Here is a 24,650-nt window from a genome sequence, read left to right as displayed (position 1 = left end):
TTCCAAGGGAGGCGGCTGTCATTCACGGAACAAAAAAGAACCGGAGCGGTAACAGCTCCGGCCGGTTCATCTCCAGATTATCATTCAGTCAGCTCTAAAAATTCCTGCACATCCTGTACGGCAAGGCGGACCGCGTCTTCCCAAAACGACCGTTCCGTGAGATCCGCTCCAAGGTGCTTCATCGCCAAATCCTCAACGGTCATCGAAGCCGTGTCACACAAAAGCGCGATATATTTTTCTTCAAAATCCGCTTTTTCCCGAAGAGCTCTTGCGTATATTCCAAGCGAAAATAAATAACCGAACGTGTACGGAAAATTGTAGAACGGCACTCCCGTAATATGAAAATGCAGTTTTGACGCCCAGAAATGAGGATGGTATTCCCCTAATGAATCGCAAAATGCTTCTTTCTGCGCCGCTTCCATCAATTCATTCAATTTATCAGCCGGAACGACGCCCTGCTTCCGCTCTTCATAAAAACGCGTTTCAAATAAAAATCTCGCATGAATATTCATAAACATGGCTACGCTTCTTTGAATTTTATCTTCAAGCAAGAACAGCTTTTCATCCTTTGTCTCCGCTTGTTTCAAAGCGGCGTCGGCGACGATCATTTCCGCAAAGGTCGAGGCTGTTTCAGCCACATTCATGGCGTAGGCTCTGTTCAGCTGCCGCACTTGAAGCATGGCCTCCTGATGGAACGCGTGACCGAGCTCATGCGCCAGCGTCGATACATTCGAAGCGCTTCCGGAAAACGTCATAAAAATCCGGGATTCTCCGCTGTCGGGAAAGCTGGTGCAGAAACCGCCGACCCGTTTGCCGCTGCGGTCTTCCGCTTCTATCCACCGATCGCGGAACGCTTTTTCCGTGAATGCGGACAGCTTTTTGCCAAACGTCGAAAATTGGCTGACGATCAGATTAGCCGCTTCATCATATGTGTATTCTTTCGGCGCCTCGCCGATCGGCGCGTCCACATCATACCAATTCAGGCGCTCAAGCCCTAAAAGAGACGCCTTTCGATTCAGGTATTCGGCAAAAGGCTTTTTATGATCGGTAATGACCTGCCACATGACATCCAGCGTTTCTTTTTTCATCCGATTGATCGCAAGCGGCTCTTCCAAAGCGCTTTTCCAGCCCCGCGCTTTATAGATTTCCGTGCGGAAGCCGGCCAGATGGTTCAGCGTGCTGCCGAAAAGCTCCTCTTCTCCTTTCCAGGCTTCATTAAGCTCTTTGAACACTTGACGTCTGATGCGGCGATCCGGGTGCGCCATCATATTTTCCGCTTGGCCGACCGACAGCTCTTTATCCTCAAACGGAATCTTCATTCTGCCGACAGCCGCATTATACAGGTCGCCCCATGCATGGTAGCCGTCAACGGCCAGGCCTTCAATCAGCCTTTCTTCTGAAGCGCTGAGCTTCTCTCTGACCCGGTCTCTTCTCTCATTTAAGACATATGTGAGATCCTGAAGTTCCGGTTTTTGCAGCAGCTCCTCCCAGACCCGCTCGTCAATCCGGGCAAGTGTATCGTCAAGGGTCACCAGAGCGGATTTAAAATCACTGCTCAGCTGATTGATCCGCGCTCTCCATTCATTCGCTTTCTGATCATGAGTGTTCTGAGCCTGAAGACAGCCGACGAACGCTCCCGCCTGCCTGATCATGATCGCTGACCGTTCAAACCTATCAATCAGATTGATCAGCTCCCGGCTTTCATCCGCGTGCGTCGGAACTGTAAATGCTTCAACCGCATGTTGAAAAGCGCTTAGATGCTTTTTGAGCTCTTGTATGTATTGCTGAAACTCTTCCGACCGGCTCCCGCCCTCAAAAATGGAGTTTAAATCCCATGTTTCCTTCAATCCCTCTAATGCCATCTTTTCTTTACCCCTTTCTATCCGAAGCTGACTCCATTATAAAACAATTCTGACATATTTCCGAACGATTTCTCCTTCTTTCCGCGAGATGTTATACACTATGAGATAAGAACAAACGGGGAGGATTATAAGATGAACAGAAAAGTTGCCATTGTAACCGGCGCAACGAGCGGATTCGGGATGCTGACAGCGCTGAAGCTCGCCCGGTCTTATCACGTCATCGCAACAGCCAGACAGCCGGAGAAAGCTGTAATACTGAAAGAGGCCGCCGCTCAAGCGGGTGCATCCGAACATATTACGGTCGTTTCTTTAGATGTGACAAATGAGCAGTCGGTGTCTGACTTCGGGAACACCATCAGCGGTTTCGGACCGATTGACCTGCTTGTCAATAACGCCGGCACTGCGTACGGAGGGTTTATTGAAGATGTGCTGATGGAACATTACAGACAGCAGTATGAAACAAATGTATTCGGTCTGATTCATGTCACAAAAACCGTGCTGCCTTATATGCGGAAACATGGCGGGGCGAAAATCTTCAATATCAGCAGTATCAGCGGACTGACCGGTTTCCCGGCTCTATCTCCGTATGTCTCTTCCAAATTCGCGGTTGAAGGGTTTACAGAGTGTCTGCGCCTCGAGCTTCTGCCTTTAGGAATTGATGCCGCTTTAATAGAACCGGGCTCCTATAAAACGTCTATTTGGGAGACGTCTCTCTCCAGCCATATTACGGCGCCCGGCAAAGACTCGCCTTATTATCGCTTTTATCAGCCCCTTGAAGCTTACTTCAAAGCCAACGCATCCAAAAGCGGCGATCCTGATGACGTAGCGGAGCTGATTTATCAATTGGCACAAAGGAAACGGCTGAAGAAACTGCGGTATCCGATCGGCAGAGGCGTTAAGCTGACATTGGCTTTCCGCTCACTCTTTCCGTGGTCCGCTTGGGAATCGATTATAAAGAAAAAGCTGTTCACTTAAACTAAATTATAATAATTATAATTTAGTATTGATTTTTATTTGATACGTGATATAATTAAATTAACAGATCACAGGGAGGACGATGAATATGAATACACAAAACGCGAAAAAAACTGAAACTCTTGTTGAGAAATCAATGAACACACAATTATCAAACTGGTTTATCCTTTACTCTAAGCTGCACCGCTTCCATTGGTATGTAAAAGGCCCTCACTTCTTTACGCTTCATGAAAAATTTGAAGAACTGTATAACGAAGCGGCGGAAACGGCGGACGCCATCGCAGAGCGCCTTCTGGCCATCGGCGGACAGCCTGCGGCGACTTTGCACACTTACCTTGAACAAGCTTCCATTACGGATGAAGGTCAGGAAAAAACGGCGTCTGAAATGGTGGAATCACTGGTTCAAGACTATAAACAAATCAGCCGCGAATCAAAATTTGTCATCGGCATCGCCGAGGAACAAAATGACCCGTCAACTGCCGACCTGTTTGTCGGATTAGTTGAAGAAGCGGACAAGCATGTGTGGATGCTGTCAGCCTACTTGGGAGAATGAAGAAAAAAGCTGAACCTCAGTTGAAGGTTCAGCTTTTTTTATGCGTTCAGCTTGCGCTTTCAGTTTGTTTCGTTAATGTGACGTTCAGCGTCTTTTTGCTTCCGCTTCTGAGCACTTGAACAGTCGTTTTATCGCCGATTTTCAACTGGTTATATAAGATCTGTCTGATATCGGCGCTGCTGTCGACATCTTTGCCGTTCAATTGTACAATGACGTCATTTGATTTGATGCCCGCTTTCGCAGCCGGTGAGCCGGATTGCACTTCTTTTACATAAACACCCTTAGACAGCTGGTCGCCGAACAGTCCGAGCGTGTTTTCCTGATAGGTTTCCGGCACTTGCGCCATGTCAATCATCTGCACACCTAAAAATGGGCGCTCGACTTTTCCTTTTGCAAGCAGCTGGTCGACTATCGGTTCTACATCATTGCTCGGAATGGCAAAGCCCAGTGACTCCACGCCGTTTTCACTGACTTTCATGCTGTTGATCCCGATGACCTGGCCGCTTGAGTTGATTAACGGGCCGCCGCTGTTTCCGGGGTTAATCGCCGCATCCGTCTGAATTACGTTCATTTCCACCGTGCCTTGGGATGTATCGGCGTCCACCGTTCTGTTCAGCCCGCTGATGACACCTTGTGTGACGGTGCCGGAAAACTGCTGGCCGAGCGGGTTGCCGATGGCAATCACTTTATCAGCAATGCGGAGCTTGGAGGAATCCCCGAAGCTGGCCGCTTTTTTGACATTGGACGAGCTGATTTCCAATACAGCCAAGTCACTGATGGCATCCTTTCCGACAAGCTTTGCCGTTTCGGTTTTCCCATTGTAAAGAGTGACCGACAGTTTGTTCGCCCCTTCTACGACATGATTGTTTGTAATGATGTACGCTTTTTCGCCGTCTTTTTTGAAGATGACGCCTGACCCCGTGCCGCTTTCCGTTTCAGAGCTTGAACCGCCGTCAAGTCCGAACTGGCTGCTTTGCGAAGCTTGGTAGTTGGACACTCCGACAATCGCAGGCTCCAACTCTTCTACCATATCCGCTACGCTTGAGGTATTTTTCAAAGGCGTTGACGTAAAATTCGAAGACTGAACTTGTTTCGTATCAGAAACGGCTTCTGTCTTATGCTGCTCACCCGGCAGGTTCGGCACGATGCCAAGCACGAGGCCGCCGCCGATAATGCCGCCTAAAATCGGGCTCAGCCAAGCGGCTCTCCGTTTTTTTTCTTTTTTCACGGCAGCCTTTTTTTCAAATTCCGTACCGGCAGCCGTCTCGTTTTCCGGTTCTTTCGAGACGGGCCCTTCAAGCAGCTCGGGCTCCTGATGGCTGATCTGCTGCTGTTCATTTCTGTTTTGCTCCGTATGTGAAAGATCTGACTGATCGCGGCTTCTGCCGTCATCTCGATGATCGTTCATATTCACGCACACTCCTTCAGCATGTTTTCATTCTATCGATTACATATTCATCGCATGTACAAGTTCTATTGTCCCAATAATAAGGAGAAAAGCAAAGCTCCAAAACAAAATGTGTTTGAACATGTTATCTTCCCCGCTTTTTTTCTTCCTTTCTTCCCTTATACACATCATAAACAAACATTGTGGGATAAAAATGAAAAGAATATGTGAAATTATGAAAATGCGGCTTGAGTATGTTAAAACTAGTATAATGACGTTGAAAGGATGTGAAATGCCTTGTCATACACCATTTATCTAGTTGAAGATGAGGATAACCTGAATGAACTGCTCACAAAATATTTAGAGAATGAAGGCTGGAACATTACATCTTTCACAAAAGGCGAAGATGCCAGAAAGCAGATGCAGCCGTCTCCCCACTTGTGGATTCTTGACATCATGCTTCCGGATACGGACGGCTATACATTGATAAAAGAAATAAAAGAAAAAGATCCCGATGTGCCGGTCATTTTCATTTCCGCGCGGGATGCCGATATTGACAGAGTCCTCGGGTTAGAGCTTGGAAGCAATGATTATATCGCCAAGCCTTTTTTGCCGAGAGAGCTTATTATTCGGGTCCAGAAACTGCTCGAGCTCGTGTATAAAGAACAGCCCGCCGCAAAGAAAACCGGCATCACCGTTTCTTCCTACAATGTGATCGAAGATGCCCGTGAGGTTTATGATGAAACCGGCAGCCTGGTCAATTTGACATCTAAGGAATTTGATCTGCTGCTTTTATTTCTTCACCATAAAGGACACCCCTTTTCCAGAGAAGATATCCTGCTGAAAATATGGGGCCATGATTATTTCGGCACTGACCGGGTGGTCGATGATCTTGTGCGGAGGCTGAGAAAAAAAATGCCCGGGTTAAAGGTTGAGACCATTTACGGATTCGGCTACAGGATGATGACGTCATGAAAAATAAGCCGCTTGCTTTTCAAATTTGGGTGGTCATCTCAGGCATCCTCTTAGCCATTTCGATTCTGCTTCTCGTGCTGTTCTCAAATACGCTGCGTCATTTTTTCACGGATGAAACGTATACGACCATTGAAAATGAACAGCATGTACTGACGGAGTACCGGCTGCCCGGATCGATCGAGCGGGGATATTACAGCGAGGATGCGACCGCTCCGACGACTTTCCGATCCGTTCAGCACGTTCTTCTGCCGGAACGGGAGGAATCGGCCAGTGACAAAGACTTGAACTATTTTTCTTCTTCCTTTATCCATAAGGTTTACAAGCTCGCGGGCCGCCAGCACAGCGTCACGAAACGATACAGCGCGGACATCAGCGGTGAAAAAGTATTTTTCGTCATTAAAAAAGGCCTCACCATTAACGGCCAGGATGCGATGATGCTGTCTTACGCCCTTGATTCTTATCGTGATGATCTGGCATTCACCCTGTTCAAGCAGCTTCTCTTTATCATTGCCGGCGTGATTTTGTTAAGCTGGATTCCGGCGATTTGGCTTGCCAAATATCTCTCGCGCCCGCTCGTTTCCTTAGAGAAGCATGTCAAACGGATTTCCGAACAGGATTGGGATGATCCGGTCATCGTCGACAGAAAAGACGAAATCGGAAAATTAGGCCATACCATTGAAGACATGCGGAGCAAGCTGGTGCAAAAGGATGAAACGGAAAGAACGCTCCTGCAAAATATCTCTCATGATTTAAAAACGCCTGTCATGGTGATAAGGGGCTATACTCAATCAATAAAGGACGGGATTTTTCCTAAGGGGGATCTGGAAACCACAATTGATGTCATTGAAGGCGAAGCAGAAAAACTTGAGAAGAAAATTAAGGATTTATTATATTTAACGAAGCTTGATTATTTAATGAAGCAGCGGGTGCACCATGAGACATTTGACATTGTGAAGGTCACGGAAGAAGTCATTGAACGGCTCAAATGGGCCCGGAAGGAATTATCGTGGACCGTTGATACAGAAGATGTATTAATGATGCCCGGTGATCCGGAACAATGGAGCAAACTTCTTGAAAACATTCTCGAAAATCAAATCCGCTATGCAGAAACGGCGATTCACATTCGGATCAGCCAAAATCAGCAGCAGATTGTCATGACGGTTAAAAATGACGGGCCTCCGATTGAGGATGAGATGCTATCCAGCTTGTACGAGCCTTTTAATAAAGGGAAGAAAGGCGAGTTCGGCATAGGACTCAGCATCGTAAAACGGATTTTAACCCTGCATAAAGCATCAATTTCAATTGAAAATGACCAATCGGGTGTAATCTACCGAATTATCATACCAAAGTAGACTGTAGTGTTTCATTGCAGTCTTTTTTTATGTGAAGGAATAGCCGTTAAAATCTCTGTAGTTTGCTTTCAGCGGTTTTTGGCATTGATGAACCCATTTCTTTTCACAAATTGTCTTTTTCGGATATTTCACCTTTTCGACTTTAATTCCTCTGTTTCGCAAGCGGCTGATCATTTCATCTAATTCTTTCATTTTCAGATTCACCCTTTCGCCAGAACTTTGACCATTCGGTCAGCTCACTTTATAATATAAATAAAACAAAACAAAAAAACAAGTTACAATCAGGTTAAATTTACGGAATATCAATATGACCATATAGTCATACATGAGAAGCACAAGCCAGCCTCCTGGCTCCGAAAGGGTGGAACCATTGAAGGAAAAAGAAAAGCTGATCATTGAAGCAGCAATCAAACTGTTTGCCCGAAAAGGGTACAAATCTACATCGGTTCAGGAAATCGCCGATGAATGCAAAATCTCAAAAGGCGCTTTTTATCTTTACTTTCCTTCCAAAGAAGCACTGCTCCTATCCATGCTGAATTACTACTATGATAAAACGTTTACCCGAATCACGACGATCCAAACGGAGGGTGACAGTCCGAGAGCCGCTTACCAAAAACAGCTTGCGGTGTTTTACGAATCGATTCTCGCCCATCAGGATTTTATTACCATGCAGATGAAAGACGGTTCACTTCCTTATACCGAAGAAGCGGCGCAGTGCGGAAAGAGAATCCGCCGGTCGATCCTGCAGTTTCATATCGACAGTCTTCTTGCTGTTTACGGAGAAAAAGCTGAACCATACACAGCCGAGCTTTGTTTTTTAATAGAAGGAATCAGTCAGATGTATCTTGAGTATCTGATTCTGACCGGCCGGTCCGTACAGCCTTCGCTTCTGGCAAATACCGTGATTCACAGAATTGATGACATCGTAAACGGAATGGCGGACAGACATGATGAAGCGTTTATTTCTCTTGATGAGGCAAGCTCACTGTTTGGGCCCCTTCATAACGGGCAGCCCGATCCTTTAAGTCAATCGATCTTGCAGACCCTCCGCACGCGCATCGGCACGATGGACAAGGCGCAAGCATCTGAATTCACCGAGAGCTTGGATATTCTGGAAACGGAAATGAAGAAAAAGTCACCGAAACCGGCAATCATCAAAGGAATGATTTTGAATTTGAAGGAATCCGATCTGCTGGCTGAAGATGCAGAACAGCTCAGATTTTTACTGAAACAGCAGTTTATTTAGAAGAACGGCCGCAATAACTGCAGCCGTTCTTTCTTTTTATGCTTTCGGGTGCACCATATCTTCCGGACGCACCATTTCATTAAATTGTTCTTCTGTCAGAAGGTTCAGCTGTAATGCCGCTTCTTTCAGTGTCAGGCCTTCTTTGTGGGCAAGCTTGGCGATTTTCGCGGCGTTTTCATAACCGATGTGCGGGTTAAGCGCCGTAACAAGCATTAATGAGTTAGAGAGATTTTCCTGAATCGTCTCTTGGTTCGGCTCAATACCGACAGCGCATTTGTCATGGAAGGAATTCATTCCGTCACTGAGCAGCTGCACGGTCTGCAGGAAGTTATAAATAATAACCGGTTTGAAGACATTCAGCTCGAAGTTTCCTTGGCTGGCCGCAAATCCGATTGTCGCGTCATTTCCCATCACTTGCGCGGCGATCATTGTCAGCGCCTCACTTTGCGTCGGGTTGACTTTGCCCGGCATGATAGAGCTTCCCGGCTCATTTTCAGGAATGACGATTTCGCCGATTCCGCAGCGCGGGCCGCTAGCCAGCCATCTGACATCGTTGGCAATCTTCATCAGGTCGGCAGCCAATGCTTTTAACGCGCCGTGAACGTGAGTGATTTCATCATGGCTTGTGAGCGCGTGGAATTTGTTAGGCGAACTTTTGAATGTCTGCCCCGTTACTTTTGTGATTTCTTCCGCGACGTATTCACCGAACTGCGGATGGGCGTTGATTCCCGTGCCGACTGCCGTGCCTCCGATGGCAAGCGCGCGGATTTTTTCCGTTGACTCAAGAATCATTTCTTTCGAACGGTCAAGCATGTATACCCAGCCGCTGATTTCCTGTCCGAGCGTCAGCGGAGTGGCGTCCTGCAAATGCGTGCGTCCGATTTTCACAATATCCTGATAAGCTTTCGCTTTTTCATCAAGCGTCGCGCGCAGCTGATCAAGCGCCGGAACGAGCTGCTCATATACGGCAAGAACCGCCGCAACGTGCATCGCCGTCGGGAATGTATCGTTTGAGCTTTGGCTGCGGTTGACGTCATCATTCGGATGAATCTTCAGCTCGGAATTTTTTTCTTTCAATAAAGCAGTCGCGCGGTTGGCCACCACTTCATTCATGTTCATGTTGCTTTGCGTGCCGCTTCCCGTCTGCCAGACAACGAGCGGAAAGTTATCGTCGTGTTTGCCGTTTAAAACATCGTCACATACAGCGGCAATCGCTTGTGCTTTTTCAGACTCTAAGTTGCCGAGGCGTTCGTTGGCGATCGCTGTGCTTCTTTTCAATATTGCAAACGCCTTCACAACACGCTGAGGCATTTTTTCTGAACCGATTTTGAAGTTCTCCTTGCTGCGCTGTGTCTGAGCGCCCCAAAATTTATCTGCCGGAACTTTAACTTCTCCCATGGTGTCTTTTTCAATTCTGTAGTCCATTTATGTATCCCTCCATAACAGTTGCTTCACCCTGAGTATTATTCGCCAGTAACAGATGAAACCCTTTTTATTTTTCGGCCTTGGCCGTTTTTAATTTCAGCTCAAGATAGACGCGCGAATCCTTAGAGTATTTATACTTCGGATTTGTTTTACGGTATTCTTTCGACGTGTAAGCCACTTCGTAATGCGCTTCAAATGATTTGATGAGCTGTTCAATTTCTTCGGCATTCCCTGCCAGTCTGACTTGTGCCACATCTCTCCTCCGCTTTCATAAAAAAACTTGTACCATTAAATACTTTATCATAGTATATCATTTTTTTAACAGGAAAAGATAACCTCAATTAAGGATTGGAAGGCGGGTGACTGTCCATGGCGCAATCGGAATTCAAGGAATACATACACGTTAATCTGGCACTGGTGCTTCCCCACGTAGAGCAGAATGATGACCTGGTTCAAAATAAAAAGATGCTTCCGAACGGGCTTGTTTTTTATTATATGTATCTGAGTGAAATGAACGACGAAGACAAAATAAAAGAAGCGATTGAAACGCTGCTTCGTGAGGAAGACACTCTGACGCTGGATACGGTGACGAAACGTCTTGATAAGATCGACGCCCGTCCCGTCTTTACGTCGAAGGAAGCCGTCATCTCCATTCTGCGGGGAAAATGCGCCGTGTTTATTAACGGACTTGACAGCGTATACATTTTGTCCACGGGAAAAAGAGAAAAAAGAAGCGTGAATGAACCCACATCCGAAAAGGTCGTAAGAGGTCCGAAAATCGCCTTCATAGAAGATTCTGATACAAACATCGCCATGATCAGGCAGCGCACGAACCATCCGAAGCTGAAAACGAAAAAGGTTCCGATCGGAGAAAACAAGTTAAAATACGCCACGGTCATGTACATAGATGATAAGGCGGACCCGTCTGTCGTCAGCGATGTTGTAAAGCGCCTCAGCGAAGTGAAGATGGACGACATCCAGGATTCCGGAACGCTTGAGGAGCTTATTGAGGATAATAAGTATTCGCCCTTTCCGCAAATACAAAATACGGAACGGCCTGATAAAGTCTCTTCCGCCTTGTTCAACGGCCGCGTCGCCATCCTTGTCGACAACTCGCCGTTTGCGCTGGTGGTTCCGGCTTCTTTAGGAATTTTAATGCAGTCTCCCGATGATTATTATGAACGGTGGATTTCCGCCTCGCTCATCCGGGCGCTCAGGTTTACGTCTATTTTTATTACGCTGTTTTTTTCGTCCATTTATATCGCCCTCGTTTCGTTTCACCAAGGGCTGCTGCCGACGTCGCTTGCAGTCACCATCGCGGCGAACAGAGAAAACGTCCCCTTCCCGCCTATCATTGAAGCGATGGTGATGGAAATTACGATCGAGCTGCTGAGGGAAGCGGGCTTGAGGCTTCCCAGCCCGCTCGGCCAGACGATCGGATTGGTGGGCGGAGTCGTCATCGGCCAGGCAGCCGTTGAAGCGAATATTGTCAGCTCCATCATGGTCATCGTGGTCAGCATTGTCGCGCTCGCTTCATTTACGGTGCCGCAGTACGGGATGGGTCTGTCGTTCCGTGTGCTCCGTTTTATTTCGATGTTTACCGCGGCAGCTTTCGGGCTGTACGGCATGATTTTATTTATGCTGGCGATCTACACTCATTTATCGAGACAGCGCAGCTTCGGTTCTCCGTATTTCTCGCCGAATGGATTTTTCAGCTTAAAAAACGCAAACGACTCTATTCTCCGTCTCCCTATTAAAAATCAACCAAAAGAGGCGAAAAACGTAAATGAGCCAGAAAACAACTCACAATAAGCTTACAAGCTATCAAGGGACAGCATTGATTGCAAACACGATGCTCGGCGCGGGGCTCCTCACCATGCCGCGGGCGCTGTCATCCAGGGCAAATTCGCCGGACGGCTGGATCGCGTTATGTCTGGAAGGCGTCATCTTTATCTTTTTGATTTATCTCAATACGCTCATTATGAAAAAGCATCAGTACGGATCATTATTTGATTATATGAATGAAGGACTCGGCAAATGGGCGGGAAATATCGTCAATCTGATGATCTGTCTCTATTTTATAGGAGTCGCCAGCTTCGAAGCCCGGGCGATGGCGGAAATGGTCAAGTTCTTTTTATTGGAAAGAACGCCCGTGCCGGTCACGCTGTTTATCTTTATTGCCTGTTCCGTTTATTTAATTATCGGCGGCATGAGCGATATCGGCAGGCTCTTTCCTTTCTATTTAACGATTACGATTATTATTTTGCTGGTGGTGTTTTCCTTCAGCTTTAAAATATTTGATATCGACAACCTGCGGCCGGTGCTCGGACAGGGGTTTTCTCCCGTTATGGCCTCCTTGACCGTCGTTTCTGTTTCCTTTTTGGGGATTGAGATTATGCTGTTTCTCCCCGAGTACCTCAAAAATAAAAAGCACACGTTCGGCATGTCGGCCATGGGCTTTGGCATCCCGATTATTTTATACATTATTACCTACGTGCTCGTCGTCGGCGCCTTAACCACCCAGGATGTCAAAACAATGATTTGGCCTACGATCGCGCTCTTTCAATCATTTGAAATCAAAGGGCTTTTTATTGAAAGGTTCGAGTCCTTTTTGCTTGTTGTCTGGATTATCCAATTTTTCGCCACCTATGTATCATACGGATATTTCGCGACATCAGGCCTTCATAAAATTTTCGGGCTGAAGCAGAAAAAGGGCGTCATCTTCGTCGGGATTGCGACATTCTTGGGGTCATTGATGCCAAAGGATGCGAACAAGCTGATGCTGTTCAGTGATATTCTCGGCTATATCTTCTTGGTTTTCTTTTTGCTGCCTTTACTGATATTTGCAGTCGTCGCTGTGAAAAGGAAGGTGAAAAAAGCGCAATGAAGAAATACATCGTAATCATATTTTGCACATTGCTTTTGGCCGGGTGCTGGGACAGCCGCAATTTAGAAGACTTGAGCCTCGTTATCGGAGTCGGGCTCGATAAACCCGCGGAAGAAAATGTGGAAGTGACACAGCAGATTCTGGTTCCGCAAAAAGCAAGTGCCCAGCAGTCGTCGTCAGGTGACACGACAAAGGTGACTTCCACTCCAGGGGAAACCGTCCATCAAGCATTAAGAACGGCATCGTTAAAAAATCACCCCGCCTTCTCCCAGCATTTGCGTATCATGCTGTTTTCCGAAGCGCTGTTAAAGGATGACATTCCGCTTGACGCAGTGATGAACCAATTTATCAGAGACAACGGTACGAGAAGAAGCTGCAATGTGATGACGGTGCCGGATAAAACGAAAGATATTTTCAATATCAGTGACCAGGGAGAACCCGCGTCAAATACGATCTATGACTTAACGGAGAATAATTCGGTCACCATCCGGATGATGGAGCCCGTGACATTGGGGGAAATATCAGAGAAAATCGCCAAGGGCGAGACCTTTGCCCTTCCTCAAGTGCGCAAAGTGGGCAGCAGACTGGAAATCTGGGGCGCTACCATTATTAAAAATAAATTCTGGTATGCGAATTTAACGCCTTTACAAGTCCAGAATATGAACCTGTTCACAGGCACGGTAAAGGGAGGCGTCACGTTTGCAAAGCATGACAATTATTATTTATCCTTCGAGGTATTTTCCAGCAAATATGATGTGAAAACACAATATAAAAACGGAAAATTCAAGTTTATCGTCACCCGGTTTGTTGAAGGCCGTCTGTCTGAGGATTGGAACCCGAAAGAAGATTCCTTCAAGGAGTCCTATATAAATGAAATCAAAAACGCGGTAAAACACCGCATTCATTCAGATGTTATGGCATTCATTGATTACATGCAGCATGAGTTGAAAGTGGATATTACCGGGTTAGGCGATCAAGTCCGGATTCATTATCCCGATAAATGGAAAAAGATATCCTCTGACTGGGATCATCACTTCAGTGAATCGGATATTGAATACAAAGTCAAAGTCGCCATCAGGGATTTCGGAACAAAGGGGATGTCCCAATGACCCCGTCCCTCGGGAGAGTGTGCCGGCGCCGCTCTCCTTTTCTTATGTCACGAGATGATTGCGGTGGGCATATACGGCTGCCTGCGTGCGGTCACTGACATCAAGCTTTGACAATATATTCGTAATGTGGGTTTTCACCGTTTTAATCGTAATGAAGAGCTCTTCACCAATCTCTTTATTCGTCTTGCCTTCCGCGACGAGACAGAGGATTTCCAGTTCTCTTTTCGTCAGCGTTTCATGCGGAAGCTGATTCTCTGAATGGCGCAGCCTTGACAGCACTTTTCCCGCCACTTTCGATTCAAGCTTCGGTTCACCCTTGGCAGCCGCTCTGATGGCTTCGGCTATTTCTGCCGCCTTGGACGTTTTCAGCAAATAGCTGAGCGCTCCCGCTTCGATCACCGGATACACTTTGTCGTCATCAATAAAGCTCGTCAGCACGATGATTTTCGGGTCATTGAGTTTCGCGCAGATCTGTTTTGTCGCTTCGATGCCGTCCATGCCGTCCATGACAAGGTCCATTAAAATCACATCCGGCAAAAGCTCTGCGGCCAGATCGACGCCCTGCTGCCCGTCTGATGCTTCACCGGCGACTTCAATGTCCGGCTGTGCTTCTAAAAATGCGGCCAGACCCATCCTGACCATCTCATGATCATCAATCAGTAACACTCGAATCACTGTCGTTCTCTCCTTTTGTTTTCTGATAAATCGGGACTTTCACGTCGATCTGCGTGCCTTTTCCCTTTACGGAGATAATTTCCGCTATGCCGCCGATTTCACTCGCTCTTTCCTTGATGGAATGCAGCCCGTATGAGGATGCTTTCACTTGATCCATCGTAAAACCCGCCCCGTTATCAATGACCTTAAGCTGCAGCTTTTGATGTTTCGCGCCGAGTCTGACGGTGACCTTGGTCGCCTTTGAATGTCTGAAAACGTTGGAAAGCGCCTCCTGCACGATGCGGAACAGATGGTCTTCAACGCCTTTTGACACACCCGTATCGCTGATGTCCCACTCAATATCCAGCGGCTGCTTCGCTTTGAACTCTTTTAACAGCTCAATCAGCCCTTCTTTTAAGCCTTTTCCTTCTAAAGTGACGGGCCGCAGATGCAATAGCAGCGCTCTCATCTCGTTTTGCGCTTCCCCCGCCATATGTTCAACCATGCGAATCCGTTTGACGATTTTGTCATCCGCATCTTTCACCTGCTCTAAGACGGCGGATGTCATCATAGAAATGGCAAAGAGCTGCTGGCTGACGGCATCGTGCAGATCGCGCGCCAGCCGCTGGCGTTCTTCAGTGATGACCGATTTTTTCATTTGATCCTGCCATTCCGCCCGCTCGTTGGAGAGCTTTTGCAGCGATGTGACCTGGAGCTCGACCCGCTTGGCCATTTCGTTGAGCTGATCTGCCGCCAGACCGATTTCATCATCGCCGAGCGGCGGCACCCGATAAGCGAAATTGCCGTTTTCAAATTTCAAAACCGCTTCAATCAGTGTATCCATTCTTGTTTTCAGTCGGCCTCCGTATACATAACCGGAAATCAATCCGGCCGAAAGTGACGCCAGAAGCAGGATGACCACAAACGGAATACCGAACCAGCCGGAAGAAAACAGCAGCATCGGGTCAAGCCCGTAATACAGCAGCATCAGCGTAATAAACACCGCGCAAAGGAGCAGACTGAGCCCCGCGGTCATCCGCATGGCGCGCCACTGAATATTGGCGAGTAATTTTTTCCTCATAAATACTTCACATCCACATCGCCGATGAATAACGAAATTGAAATTTTAATCCGCCGCGGCGAGTCGCCGTACTCAGACGATACTTTATAAAGATTCGGGCTCATGCCGCTTTTCTTAGAGCCGAGCAGGTTCATATCGCCGATAAAAGCCGATGAACTGACGGACACTTCGATATCCGGCGGGACGTACACATCGACATTGCCGATGACACCGCTGATGGTCATCGTGCTTTCTCCTTCGGGAATCATCGCTTTTGACAAATCAATTTTCACATCGCCGATGAATCCGGAAACATTTAAATCATTCAGCTCAAATGGGTCCTTCATCATCCGCAGCTCGCCGATAAAAAAGCTGCGGAGATCCGGCTGTCTGCTTTCCGTCTGGGCGGAAGGCTTTGGCTGCTCTTCTTTTTCAAGATTGATTTTCTTCTCTTTATGTTCATACACGCGCTTTCCTTTCAGGAGCCTGTAGCCCGCGTATATGAGAAAGGCGGCGAAGGCATAGCCGAACAGGTTAAAGGTGGCGCTGAACAGGTTCCTCAAAAATAAAAAAGCGGCGAAGATATACAGGACGGAGCCGAGCCAGCCGCGGGAATATTTATTAAAAATATAGCCTGTGATCAGAAAAAAGAGCGGCCAAAACAAGAAGTCGCCGATGCCGATAATACGCAAAAACATGCTGACGCCTAATAAGGCGATGATAAGTCCGAGAATCTGTTTTTTTGCCATCAGCTGCCTGCCCCTCCTTTCCTTGACTATTGCAGTGCAATATTGCCGCTCGTCACTTTTATATCAATCGGCCTGGCGCCGCTGCCCTTCATACCGGTGAATGCCCCGCCGTCCTTACTCGTTTTCTCAAAGAAATAAGACGGCTGAATCCTTCCGCTTGCCGTCTCGGCGTTCACCGTAAAACTTCCGTCTTTCGGCAGGCTGATCGCTGCGCTGCCGCTCGCAAGCCTGACGGATACGGGAGCATCCGCCGTCTCAAGCGAGGCGTCGACACTGCCGGAAGCGACCCGCACGTCAAGGGCGCCCGCCGCATGTTGAAGCCCGACATGTCCGGAGGATAAGCGGATATCCCCCGTTTTCGCCGCAAGGCCTGATGCTGTGAGGTTGCCCGACAGCCCCTTCGCTTCAAACACATCCGTCTTCACGTGCTTCAGCGACATATTCCCGCTTACAGAACGGACGCCGAGGTGCGCAAGAGACAGCCCCTTGTTTCCGTCAACGGCAATGGTGCCGCTTGACGTATGGACGGTGATGTCCCGATGATAATCATACGGAATGCGGACAATCAGCAGAGGACGCTGAAAGAGATTCAGAAATTGAAACCCTTTCTCCTTCGTTTTGAGATTGAGGGTTTTTCCCCTGCTTTGGACAAACATTTTCCCCGCCGGTCCCGCCATGTTTGCCGCGATATCATTCCGCGCTTCCGCGATGATTTTTACATCCGTCTGTTCCGATGAAACCGACAGGCTGTTGACGGCACGCGGCGGTATGCTTGCCGATTCCGCTTCTGTTTCGTACAGCGGAAAAAAACGCCCGGCAAACACTTCTTTCACCAAAAACAGACAGCAGATCAGAACGGACGCCGCCATCAGTCCTTTGGCAATCTTACGCTTCATTACGTTCCATCCTTTTTCATTCATTTTATTATAAAGGAAAAGCCGGAGAATTGATACGTGCGTATAGGGAAGAGGCGTAAAAGCGCCGATCTTCCCTTGTGCACATTATTCATGAGCCGCTTTTTGATGCTCTGTTTTCTCCAGAGAAAGCGAGCGCATTTTTTCAATCTCAGCTTCCACCTCATCTGAATATTGGGAGCGGCTGTATTCTGTGTTCGCCTCAGCTGAAGTGCCGTATTTGACGCGGACTTCCATTTCTTCAATGCGGCTTTCCATCCGAAGAAACTCCCTGTAGGCGCTTTCGCTGTCAATTTTGTCGAAAGAAGCGTTCATATGTTCCTTCGCTTTTGCCGCGTTGGCGCGGGCGATGAGCGCCTGTTTTTTATCCTTTACGTCGCGGAGGCGCGTTTCTAAAGTTTCCAGCTGCTCTTTCAGCTCTGCCAGCTGTGTTTTCGCCTGTTCATACGCTTTTTCATGTTCGGCCGCTTTTCCCTCAAGGTATTTCATTTCAGTCAGCGCCTTTTTCGCAAGCTCCTCTTCCCCGGCGTCAAAAGCAAGCTGAGCCTGGTTTTTCCGTTTTGCCGCCGTTTCGGAGGCGTCTTCCTGTTTTTTCTTAAACTGATGGACGATCGTGTGCTGTTTGACAATCGTTTGTTTCGCCTTAGCGATGTCACTTTCCATATCACGCACATATTGATTCAGCATGACTTTCGGATTTTCTAATTTATCAAGCCCTTCGTTAACAGATGCGACGAACATATTTCTTATTCTTTTTAAGACCATTTTGTCTTCCTCCTTATTTTTTCTTCAGAAATTCTTCCCATTCAGTGTCAAATCCGGATTGATAGCCCGGTGATGCCGCTTCCGGTTCATACTGGCGGGAAGCGGTGTCTGAGCCGCCCTGCTTCATCATCTTCCACCCGAAATACACCATGGCGCCGGCCAGTCCGATGGCAACGATAAATGGAAGAGAACCGACGAGAATCATAGCTCCGATGAAGCCCGCGATGATACCCGATACCGCCCGGCCTTTTGAAAAACGTTTGATTCCCCAGTAAAGCATCAGGCCTCCGATCGCCAGCGGGATGATAAATGCGAAATGGCCTCCTCCGAAAAAGACAGAAAGTCCGAACACAATCAGCAGAAAGCCGCCTGCCGTTTTTACATTTATATTCATGCAGATCCTCCTTTCGTTTTCCTTGTCTTTACTATAAACAAATCCCGCGGCCGGCAAAACGAGTCAGAGATTGATTTTCATATCAGACCGGAGTCGTATAACCCCCCGGACCTTCGCATAAAAAAACGCCGCTGCACCGGACGGCGCAGGGCGTTTCACGAAAAATCTATATTCTGATGCTCGCTTCTTTTTCCCTGATGAGATCTGAGCGTTCAGCTTTGGCCAGCTTCGTAAAGATCAATATTCCGAGACCGGACAGGACTTCAACGAGACCGCCGGCGGCAATGACTTTTCCGGGACCGAAGGCGTTAGCCGCGTATCCGCAAAGAACCGCGCCGAGCGGAATGGATATGTTTGAGATCATGTGGATGACGGCATAGACTTGCGGCTGGTCATCATGGTCCACAGACGTCTGAATAATCGTATATTCCGGCACATTAATCGCGCTGACGGCAGATCCGAACGCAAACGCGGCGAGGAAGACGAGCGGCAGAAAAGTGTTGAGGCCGGTGATGAAAAATGCCGCCCCTTCTATGATTCCCGCTGACACAAACAGGAGACCGTATTTGTTCACCTTCACCTTAGCCAAAATAAAACCCATTAAAAAGGCTCCTCCCGTGCCTGTCGCTTTCAAAAGCGAGTAGATGATCGGCGGCATGTTTAAATCTTCGGCGACATAAACGGCAGAGAGCGCCTCCCACGGAGCGGCCGCAAAATTCATGAAGATACAATAGATGGCGAGCGGGTATAAAATCTGGTGTTTCCTGACAAGAACGAACCCCCGTTTGAGCCTTCCGAAATACGTCCCGCGCTGTCTGACGGCGACGGTATCCTGTTTGGCATGCTGGACTTGGTATGACATAAAGAGTACGAGAAAACCTGATAGAAGATAGAATATAAGAGCGATAAACAAAGAATAAGCGGGACTGATAAATGTTAAGAACACCCCGCTCAGCGTAATGGCGGCAAGCCTGACGATCTGCCCTGATGACTGGATGACCGCATTCGCTTTCTGCAGGCTGTTTTCTCCGACAATATTGGGGATTAATGAGATAGATGCAGGATTATAAGCGGCTCCCGTGGCTGAATGCAAAATCATGAGAAGCATGACAAACCATAAAGGAGAAAAACCGTTAAAGTAACAGACCGGAATGATCAACACGACCGCCGCGCGCGTGAGATCGGAGAAATACATCCAGAATTTCAGCGTATGCTGCTTCATAAAAGGCCCGGTAATCGGCGCCAGCATCGCCTCCGGAAGGAACGTGACCGCAATGAGCAGGGACGTGCCGATCGCGCCTTCCCCGTCAAAAATCAAAAACCACAGAATGGAATTAAAGGCAAAACCGTCGCCCGACAATTTAACAAGCCTCGAGATAAACAGAAGGGTGAAATTTTTATTCCAGATGCTCTCGCTCTTATTATATGTATCCATCTATCAAATCCCCCATTATTTTACAATGTTTCTTATAATATCTCATTTTTTAATTTTTCAGTCAATAATGCATAAGATACATTTTCCTTCTGTCAATAAAGGTTCAATTGATGGATATCTCTATAAAAAACAGCCGGCTTGCTGCTGCCGGCTGAACAAAACGTTATTCATCATCACGGAATACCGCGGCGCTTCTTTCATACTCTATATCCTGAACGCCCTGTCTTGCGTTAACTGCTCTTGCCGCCGCGAAAAAATAATCAGACAGGCGGTTCAAGTAACGCATCACTGTATCGTTTATCTCTTCTGTTTTGCCCAGTTTCACGACGAGACGCTCAGCCCGTCTTGTGACGGTCCGCGCGATATGAAGCTGAGCAGCCGCCTTATGCCCGCCCGGAAGAATAAATTTCTCAAGCGGGGGCGCTTCAGCCGTGTAACGGTCTATGCAGTCTTCCAATGCGGAAATAGATGTCTCTCTTAATGTATAGTTTCTATGTTCAGTGACCGTCGCCAAGTCGCTGCCGCAGTCAAACAGCTCATGCTGAATGTTTCGGAGTTCGGCTTTCACATCACCGCAATTCTCACAATCATCTAGCTCCGCAAGCGCAAGCCCGATAAAGCTGTTCAGCTCATCGATCGTCCCGTAGCTTTCAACCCGCAGACTGTCTTTATCCGTTCTGCCGCCGATCAGGCTTGTCTGTCCTTGATCGCCGGTTTTCGTATACAGCTTCATCGTTGTATTCCTCCTTCTTCCGCCGCTTTTACACATGCCGCGGTTCCTCTTCTGACGGCTCTTTCCGCGTGAGGGACGTCCATTGCCTCTCCTGTCTGCAAGGCACAAATGACAATGTCGCCTTTTGCCTGTCTGCCGGAAAGGGCCTGCATTCTCGCTTCAGCCGCTGCCGTTAACAGCCGAACAAATCCCTGTTCCGATAAACGTCCGCTGATCAGCACCCAAACGGTATACTGCGCAGTCACGGCTATCGTAACCGAATCAAACGTACGGCAGATCAAACCAGCTGCCGCTGAGCCGGAAAGCCGGCGGCTCCACGAAAAGCCCGGGCCGTCAGATGCGGTTGACAGCATTCTGAACGGCCGTTCTGTATGAAGCGTTACGGTATTTCCGCTTTTGTTTATCAGAGAGGCGAACGGAACGCCGGCGGGCTCTCCTTCCTCCCGCGCTTCCGGCATAAAAGAGATCAGCGGTTTCGGCGACGATTGCCGGGCAACAGCGCTGACGGTGATGCCGTAAATGTCTTCAATCGTCTCTTTTTTTAAAGCCCGATCCGGCGTCTGCTTCGGAAAAGCGCGTCCGTCTTTCATCATCAGGAGCTGATCACAATATTGGCTTGCGGCGTTGAGGTCGTGAAAAATACTGATGACCGTCAGGCCTCTTTCTCTCGTCAGCCGCTTTACCGTATCAAGCAAGTCTTTTTGATATTTGAGATCAAGAAAGGTCGTCGGCTCATCCAGACACAGCACCTCAGGCTGCTGAGCCAGCGCCTGCGCCAGATAGACGCGCTGCCGCTCCCCTCCGCTCAGATTACGGACGGATTGCTGTGCATATCGGTCGATGCCCGTCATTTCCATCGCTTCCCGGACGATGTCCTCGTCATGTTGATCCATCTGTCTGAAGAGTCCTTTTTGATACGGGTATCTGCCGAAGGACACCGTTTCCTTAACGGTAAATGTAAAAGCTTGCTCCGTATGCTGCGGCAAAACGGCCATAATTTTCGCAAGCTCACGCGGCTTGTATCTGCCCGCGGGCCTGCCTGCGACGAGCACCTCGCCCTTTGAGGGAGAGAGCATTCCCATCAGCAATTTCATCAGCGTTGTTTTTCCCGAGCCGTTCGGACCGAGTATGCCGACAAATTCACCTTTTCCGGCGGTAAAACTGACATCTTCTACAATCATCCGGCCTCCGTACCCGCCGGACAGGCTGCTCACTCTGATCATAAGCGGTTCCCTCCATGATGCTGGCGAAGCAGAATCAAGGCAAAAACAGGCGCTCCCGCCAAGGCCGTCATAATGCCGATCGGCAATTCGACAGGCTCAATGACGGTGCGGGAAAACAAATCCGCCAAAATGAGAAATCCGGCGCCCGTCAATGCTGACAGCGGCAGTAAATGGCGATGATCCGTCCCCCACAAAAGCCGAGTCACATGGGGAATGACAAGGCCGACAAACCCGATCGTCCCCGAGACGGCAACCGCGCCTCCCGTCAGCAGAGATCCGGCGGCGATCATCAGCAGTTTTCTTTTTCCCGTACTGACGCCTAACAGCCTTGCCTTTTCTTCTCCATAAGTCATAATGTTTAATTCTCTGCCATTGATAAGCAGAAGCGCCGTCCCGGCCAGAAAAAAAGGCAGAAACAGCGCGACATAGCCCCAGCCCCTCATTGACACGCTTCCCAACAGCCAGCGGACAATCGGGAGCAGATCATTTCCCGTTAAAGCAATCACAAGCGAAATGAGAGCCCCGAGAAAAGAATTCATAATGATGCCTGTCAAAATGAGCGTCGAAACCGACATCGACGTATGAACGAGGCGGCTGAAAAACAGAACCGCCGCCATAACCGCAATGGCAGCGGCGATGCTGACAACCGGAAGTGTGAACCGGCCGATGACGGGAATCTGAATGCCGAAAAACAAGGTGATAACAGCTCCCGCCGAGGCTCCCGAAGATACCCCGAGTGTATAAGGATCGGCGAGCGGATTTTTCAGAAGTCCCTGAAACGCCGCCCCCGCAATGGATAACGCGGCTCCGACAAGAGCGGCCAGAACGACTCTCGGCAGGCGGATATTGATCATAATATTTACATTCATGGGATCAACAGAGGATGTCCGGCCGATCCCGATCCAAAAAACGTCGGATAAAGGAATATGCAGACTGCCGATTGAAATGCCGAGTGCCGTACAAACGGCTAAAAACAGCAGGCTGACCGTGTAGGCCAGCGGGCGGTTACTTTTTAAACGTTTCAGGATAAACGCTTTCTGCAAGCTTCTCGACCCCTTTGACAAGGCGCGGGCCTGAGCGTGTGACAAGGTCAGGATCAACAGAATAGACATTGTGGTGTTTGACCGCATTGACGGCACCCCAGCCGGCGCGTTTTTCCACTTCAGCGGCCTTTACGCCGTCTGTCGTGATGATGACGTCCGGATTCATTTTGACAATCGCTTCATCCGTCAGCTGCACCCAGCCGGTCTGGCTGCCGGCGGCGTTTTTCGCATGTATATCTTCAAGCATTTCGTTCATAAACGTGCCTTTCCCCGTCGTGTAACCGTCAGGAGACACTTCGACGAATACTTTCTTTTCGTCTTTTTCAGAAATGGCCGCCGCTTTCTTTTCTATGCCGGAAAGATCGGATTTCATCGATTGGATCAGCTGATCCGCCTGCTTTTCTTTGCCGGCCGCTTTTCCGATCATGCTGATTGATTTGTACACATCTTGGAACGATTGCGCATCATTGACCGTTAAGACGGTGATGCCCGCATCTTTCAGCTGCTTCATCGCATCGGCGGAAGCGGACATAGAGGACGCGTGGGCAAGCACGAGATCCGGCTTCAGCGCGATGACTTTTTCAGCGTTCACATTCATATCTCCGACTTTCGGTTTTTTTACGGCTTCTTTCGGATATGTATCATTTGTCGTGACGCCTGCGACCTTATCTCCCAGTCCGAGCGCGTATGTAATTTCCGTATTACTCGGCATGAGGGAAACGATTTTTTCCGGTGCCTGCTTTATGGTTACTTTTTCGTTCGCGGCATCCTTAATGGTTACCGGGAATGCTTCGGTTGAGACGGCTTTTTGTTTGGCCGCGCTTCCTTCTCCCTGTGCGCCGGAACAGCCGGCGATCACAAAGGCGGTGACCAAGAGCGCCGCCCAGACGGCAGTGATCTTCTTCATTCTTTTAACTCCCCCTGATTATGGTAAACGATTGTCTCTTTGACATTCGTATCCTTTTTTCGCAGTAATTATACTATAAGTCTTTAAGGCTTGTATATCCGCCCTTTTTGCATGAAAGCAAATTGTTCGTACACACTAAAATTCATCATGTATACTGTTACACAATGGTGTAAAAAGGAGGATTATCATGGAATTACAGCTTGAACGAAAGCTCGTGTTGATTACAGGATCAACTTCAGGGATCGGAAAAGCCGCGGCAAAAAGCTTTTTAGCCGAAGGCGCCGAGGTGATTGTAAACGGAAGAAAAAAAGAAACTGTGGAACGGACGGTTGAGGAGCTTTCCGCTTACGGAACGGTTCACGGCATCGCTGCGGATTTATCGCGTCAGGATGAGGCGGATGACTTGATCAAGCGCGCCGGCGGAATCGGGGAAGTCGATGTTCTCGTCAATAATCTCGGTTTTTTTGAAGTAAAGGACTTCGCTGAGGTGTCTGATGACGAATGGACTCGGTATTTTGAAGTGAATGTTATGAGCGCCGTGCGCCTGTGCCGGCGTTTTCTGCCGCAAATGCTTGAAAGAAACAGCGGACGGATTTTGAACATCTCCAGTGAAGCCGGTGTCAAACCGCTTGCGCAAATGATTCCGTATTCAATGACGAAAACGGCGTTAATCAGCTTGTCCCGGGGAATGGCGGAAATGACGAAAGGCACAAATGTCACGGTCAACTCCGTGCTGCCGGGACCGACATGGACCGAAGGCGTCGCTTCTTACATGGAAGGAGCCGCAAAGGCTGCCGGAGAAGACACGGACAGCTTCGTCCGGGATTATTTTAAAGTGAATGAACCGACATCTTTGATTCAGCGCTATGCAACCCCGGAAGAAGTCGCCAATACGATTGTATTTCTCGCTTCATCAGCTGCTTCTGCCATTAACGGCACCGCACAGCGGGTTGAAGGCGGCATCATCCGCTCCATTTAACACAAAAAAGCCCGGCACAATGG

Annotated in this window: 25 protein-coding genes; 9 read left to right on the top strand and 16 right to left on the bottom strand. The window is 48.4% G+C overall.

Annotation, left to right across the window (positions count from 1 at the left end; translation table 11 throughout):
* Positions 1 to 80: 80 nt before the first annotated feature.
* Positions 81 to 1,862 carry a M3 family oligoendopeptidase gene (locus tag ACWJJ4_RS04100; RefSeq protein WP_412838378.1) on the bottom strand — a complete coding sequence of 594 codons (1,782 nt, stop codon included), beginning with the start codon at positions 1,860 to 1,862 and terminating at the stop codon, positions 81 to 83.
* Between the two features lie 132 nt (positions 1,863 to 1,994).
* Between ACWJJ4_RS04100 and ACWJJ4_RS04095 the strand changes: the two genes are divergently transcribed.
* Positions 1,995 to 2,837, top strand: coding sequence for an oxidoreductase (locus ACWJJ4_RS04095; RefSeq protein ID WP_154303082.1), 843 nt, complete (start codon positions 1,995 to 1,997; stop codon positions 2,835 to 2,837).
* A gap of 88 nt (positions 2,838 to 2,925) precedes the next feature.
* The gene (locus ACWJJ4_RS04090; protein WP_007410071.1) at positions 2,926 to 3,390 is read left to right on the top strand and encodes a Dps family protein; all 465 of its coding nucleotides are present in this window, start codon (positions 2,926 to 2,928) and stop codon (positions 3,388 to 3,390) included.
* Positions 3,391 to 3,436: 46 nt separating this feature from the next.
* On the opposite strand, the gene ACWJJ4_RS04085 is transcribed toward ACWJJ4_RS04090, so the two are convergent.
* Positions 3,437 to 4,798 carry a S1C family serine protease gene (locus ACWJJ4_RS04085; protein ID WP_454021459.1) on the bottom strand — a complete coding sequence of 454 codons (1,362 nt, stop codon included), beginning with the start codon at positions 4,796 to 4,798 and terminating at the stop codon, positions 3,437 to 3,439.
* Positions 4,799 to 5,074: 276 nt separating this feature from the next.
* Between ACWJJ4_RS04085 and ACWJJ4_RS04080 the strand changes: the two genes are divergently transcribed.
* Positions 5,075 to 5,752 carry a response regulator transcription factor gene (locus ACWJJ4_RS04080; RefSeq protein WP_007410069.1) on the top strand — a complete coding sequence of 226 codons (678 nt, stop codon included), beginning with the start codon at positions 5,075 to 5,077 and terminating at the stop codon, positions 5,750 to 5,752.
* The gene (locus ACWJJ4_RS04075; protein ID WP_436335198.1) at positions 5,749 to 7,104 is read left to right on the top strand and encodes an ATP-binding protein; all 1,356 of its coding nucleotides are present in this window, start codon (positions 5,749 to 5,751) and stop codon (positions 7,102 to 7,104) included. The genes ACWJJ4_RS04080 and ACWJJ4_RS04075 overlap by 4 nt, the downstream gene beginning before the upstream one ends.
* A 27-nt stretch (positions 7,105 to 7,131) precedes the next feature.
* On the opposite strand, the gene spxO is transcribed toward ACWJJ4_RS04075, so the two are convergent.
* Entirely contained in the window at positions 7,132 to 7,296 is a 165-nt protein-coding gene (gene spxO / locus ACWJJ4_RS04070) for an anti-adapter protein SpxO (protein ID WP_003151811.1), read from the bottom strand.
* 178 nt (positions 7,297 to 7,474) lie between these two features.
* Here spxO and ACWJJ4_RS04065 point away from each other — a divergent pair, with 178 nt between their 5' ends.
* On the top strand, positions 7,475 to 8,350 hold the full coding sequence (locus ACWJJ4_RS04065; RefSeq protein WP_454021458.1) for a TetR/AcrR family transcriptional regulator: 876 nt from the start codon (positions 7,475 to 7,477) through the stop codon (positions 8,348 to 8,350).
* A 36-nt stretch (positions 8,351 to 8,386) separates the two neighbouring features.
* On the opposite strand, the gene fumC is transcribed toward ACWJJ4_RS04065, so the two are convergent.
* Positions 8,387 to 9,775, bottom strand: coding sequence for a class II fumarate hydratase (gene fumC, locus ACWJJ4_RS04060; RefSeq protein ID WP_077722815.1), 1,389 nt, complete (start codon positions 9,773 to 9,775; stop codon positions 8,387 to 8,389).
* 67 nt (positions 9,776 to 9,842) lie between these two features.
* Complete coding sequence (locus ACWJJ4_RS04055; RefSeq protein WP_003151806.1) at positions 9,843 to 10,028, bottom strand: YvzF family protein; 186 nt, start codon at positions 10,026 to 10,028, stop codon at positions 9,843 to 9,845.
* A 116-nt stretch (positions 10,029 to 10,144) separates the two neighbouring features.
* Between ACWJJ4_RS04055 and ACWJJ4_RS04050 the strand changes: the two genes are divergently transcribed.
* The 3 genes from ACWJJ4_RS04050 to ACWJJ4_RS04040 are packed head-to-tail and all read left to right on the top strand — an operon-like array spanning position 10,145 to position 13,771.
* Positions 10,145 to 11,587, top strand: coding sequence for a spore germination protein (locus ACWJJ4_RS04050; RefSeq protein ID WP_109567188.1), 1,443 nt, complete (start codon positions 10,145 to 10,147; stop codon positions 11,585 to 11,587).
* Positions 11,562 to 12,662: a spore germination protein gene (locus tag ACWJJ4_RS04045; RefSeq protein ID WP_070082343.1), complete on the top strand. Its 1,101-nt coding sequence runs from the start codon at positions 11,562 to 11,564 to the stop codon at positions 12,660 to 12,662. The genes ACWJJ4_RS04050 and ACWJJ4_RS04045 overlap by 26 nt, the downstream gene beginning before the upstream one ends.
* Entirely contained in the window at positions 12,659 to 13,771 is a 1,113-nt protein-coding gene (locus ACWJJ4_RS04040; RefSeq protein WP_454021457.1) for a Ger(x)C family spore germination protein, read from the top strand. Before ACWJJ4_RS04045 ends, ACWJJ4_RS04040 begins: the two co-directional genes overlap by 4 nt.
* Positions 13,772 to 13,813: 42 nt before the next feature.
* Here the strand turns inward: ACWJJ4_RS04040 and ACWJJ4_RS04035 are convergent, their stop codons facing one another.
* From ACWJJ4_RS04035 to ACWJJ4_RS03985, 11 genes are all read right to left on the bottom strand, one after another.
* Positions 13,814 to 14,446 carry a response regulator transcription factor gene (locus tag ACWJJ4_RS04035; protein ID WP_003151798.1) on the bottom strand — a complete coding sequence of 211 codons (633 nt, stop codon included), beginning with the start codon at positions 14,444 to 14,446 and terminating at the stop codon, positions 13,814 to 13,816.
* The gene (gene liaS / locus ACWJJ4_RS04030) at positions 14,424 to 15,506 is read right to left on the bottom strand and encodes a two-component system sensor histidine kinase LiaS (RefSeq protein ID WP_003151796.1); all 1,083 of its coding nucleotides are present in this window, start codon (positions 15,504 to 15,506) and stop codon (positions 14,424 to 14,426) included. The genes ACWJJ4_RS04035 and liaS overlap by 23 nt, the downstream gene beginning before the upstream one ends.
* Positions 15,503 to 16,234 (bottom strand): cell wall-active antibiotics response protein LiaF, encoded by a 732-nt coding sequence (gene liaF, locus ACWJJ4_RS04025; RefSeq protein WP_003151794.1) that lies wholly within the window; start codon positions 16,232 to 16,234, stop codon positions 15,503 to 15,505. Before liaF ends, liaS begins: the two co-directional genes overlap by 4 nt.
* A 26-nt stretch (positions 16,235 to 16,260) precedes the next feature.
* Positions 16,261 to 17,130 (bottom strand): LiaG family protein, encoded by an 870-nt coding sequence (gene liaG / locus ACWJJ4_RS04020; RefSeq protein ID WP_146284084.1) that lies wholly within the window; start codon positions 17,128 to 17,130, stop codon positions 16,261 to 16,263.
* Positions 17,131 to 17,235: 105 nt separating this feature from the next.
* A complete protein-coding gene (liaH, locus tag ACWJJ4_RS04015; RefSeq protein ID WP_003151791.1) occupies positions 17,236 to 17,913 on the bottom strand; it encodes a stress responsive protein LiaH in 678 nt (225 codons plus the stop codon).
* A 13-nt stretch (positions 17,914 to 17,926) separates the two neighbouring features.
* The gene (locus ACWJJ4_RS04010) at positions 17,927 to 18,307 is read right to left on the bottom strand and encodes a protein liaI (RefSeq protein ID WP_003151789.1); all 381 of its coding nucleotides are present in this window, start codon (positions 18,305 to 18,307) and stop codon (positions 17,927 to 17,929) included.
* Between the two features lie 166 nt (positions 18,308 to 18,473).
* On the bottom strand, positions 18,474 to 19,742 hold the full coding sequence (locus tag ACWJJ4_RS04005; protein ID WP_070082346.1) for an MFS transporter: 1,269 nt from the start codon (positions 19,740 to 19,742) through the stop codon (positions 18,474 to 18,476).
* A 163-nt stretch (positions 19,743 to 19,905) separates the two neighbouring features.
* Positions 19,906 to 20,475 (bottom strand): cob(I)yrinic acid a,c-diamide adenosyltransferase, encoded by a 570-nt coding sequence (locus ACWJJ4_RS04000; protein WP_102422523.1) that lies wholly within the window; start codon positions 20,473 to 20,475, stop codon positions 19,906 to 19,908.
* Positions 20,472 to 21,698, bottom strand: coding sequence for an ABC transporter ATP-binding protein (locus ACWJJ4_RS03995; RefSeq protein ID WP_146275478.1), 1,227 nt, complete (start codon positions 21,696 to 21,698; stop codon positions 20,472 to 20,474). Before ACWJJ4_RS03995 ends, ACWJJ4_RS04000 begins: the two co-directional genes overlap by 4 nt.
* Positions 21,695 to 22,741: a FecCD family ABC transporter permease gene (locus ACWJJ4_RS03990; protein WP_146275481.1), complete on the bottom strand. Its 1,047-nt coding sequence runs from the start codon at positions 22,739 to 22,741 to the stop codon at positions 21,695 to 21,697. Before ACWJJ4_RS03990 ends, ACWJJ4_RS03995 begins: the two co-directional genes overlap by 4 nt.
* On the bottom strand, positions 22,704 to 23,648 hold the full coding sequence (locus tag ACWJJ4_RS03985; protein WP_017418938.1) for an ABC transporter substrate-binding protein: 945 nt from the start codon (positions 23,646 to 23,648) through the stop codon (positions 22,704 to 22,706). Before ACWJJ4_RS03985 ends, ACWJJ4_RS03990 begins: the two co-directional genes overlap by 38 nt.
* A 187-nt stretch (positions 23,649 to 23,835) precedes the next feature.
* Here ACWJJ4_RS03985 and ACWJJ4_RS03980 point away from each other — a divergent pair, with 187 nt between their 5' ends.
* Positions 23,836 to 24,627, top strand: a complete 792-nt coding sequence (locus ACWJJ4_RS03980; protein ID WP_017418937.1) for an SDR family NAD(P)-dependent oxidoreductase — start codon at positions 23,836 to 23,838, stop codon at positions 24,625 to 24,627.
* Positions 24,628 to 24,650 lie beyond the last annotated feature (23 nt).

Source organism: Bacillus sp. JK62, assembly GCF_053663455.1.
This window is presented reverse-complemented; position numbering and strand designations above follow the sequence as displayed.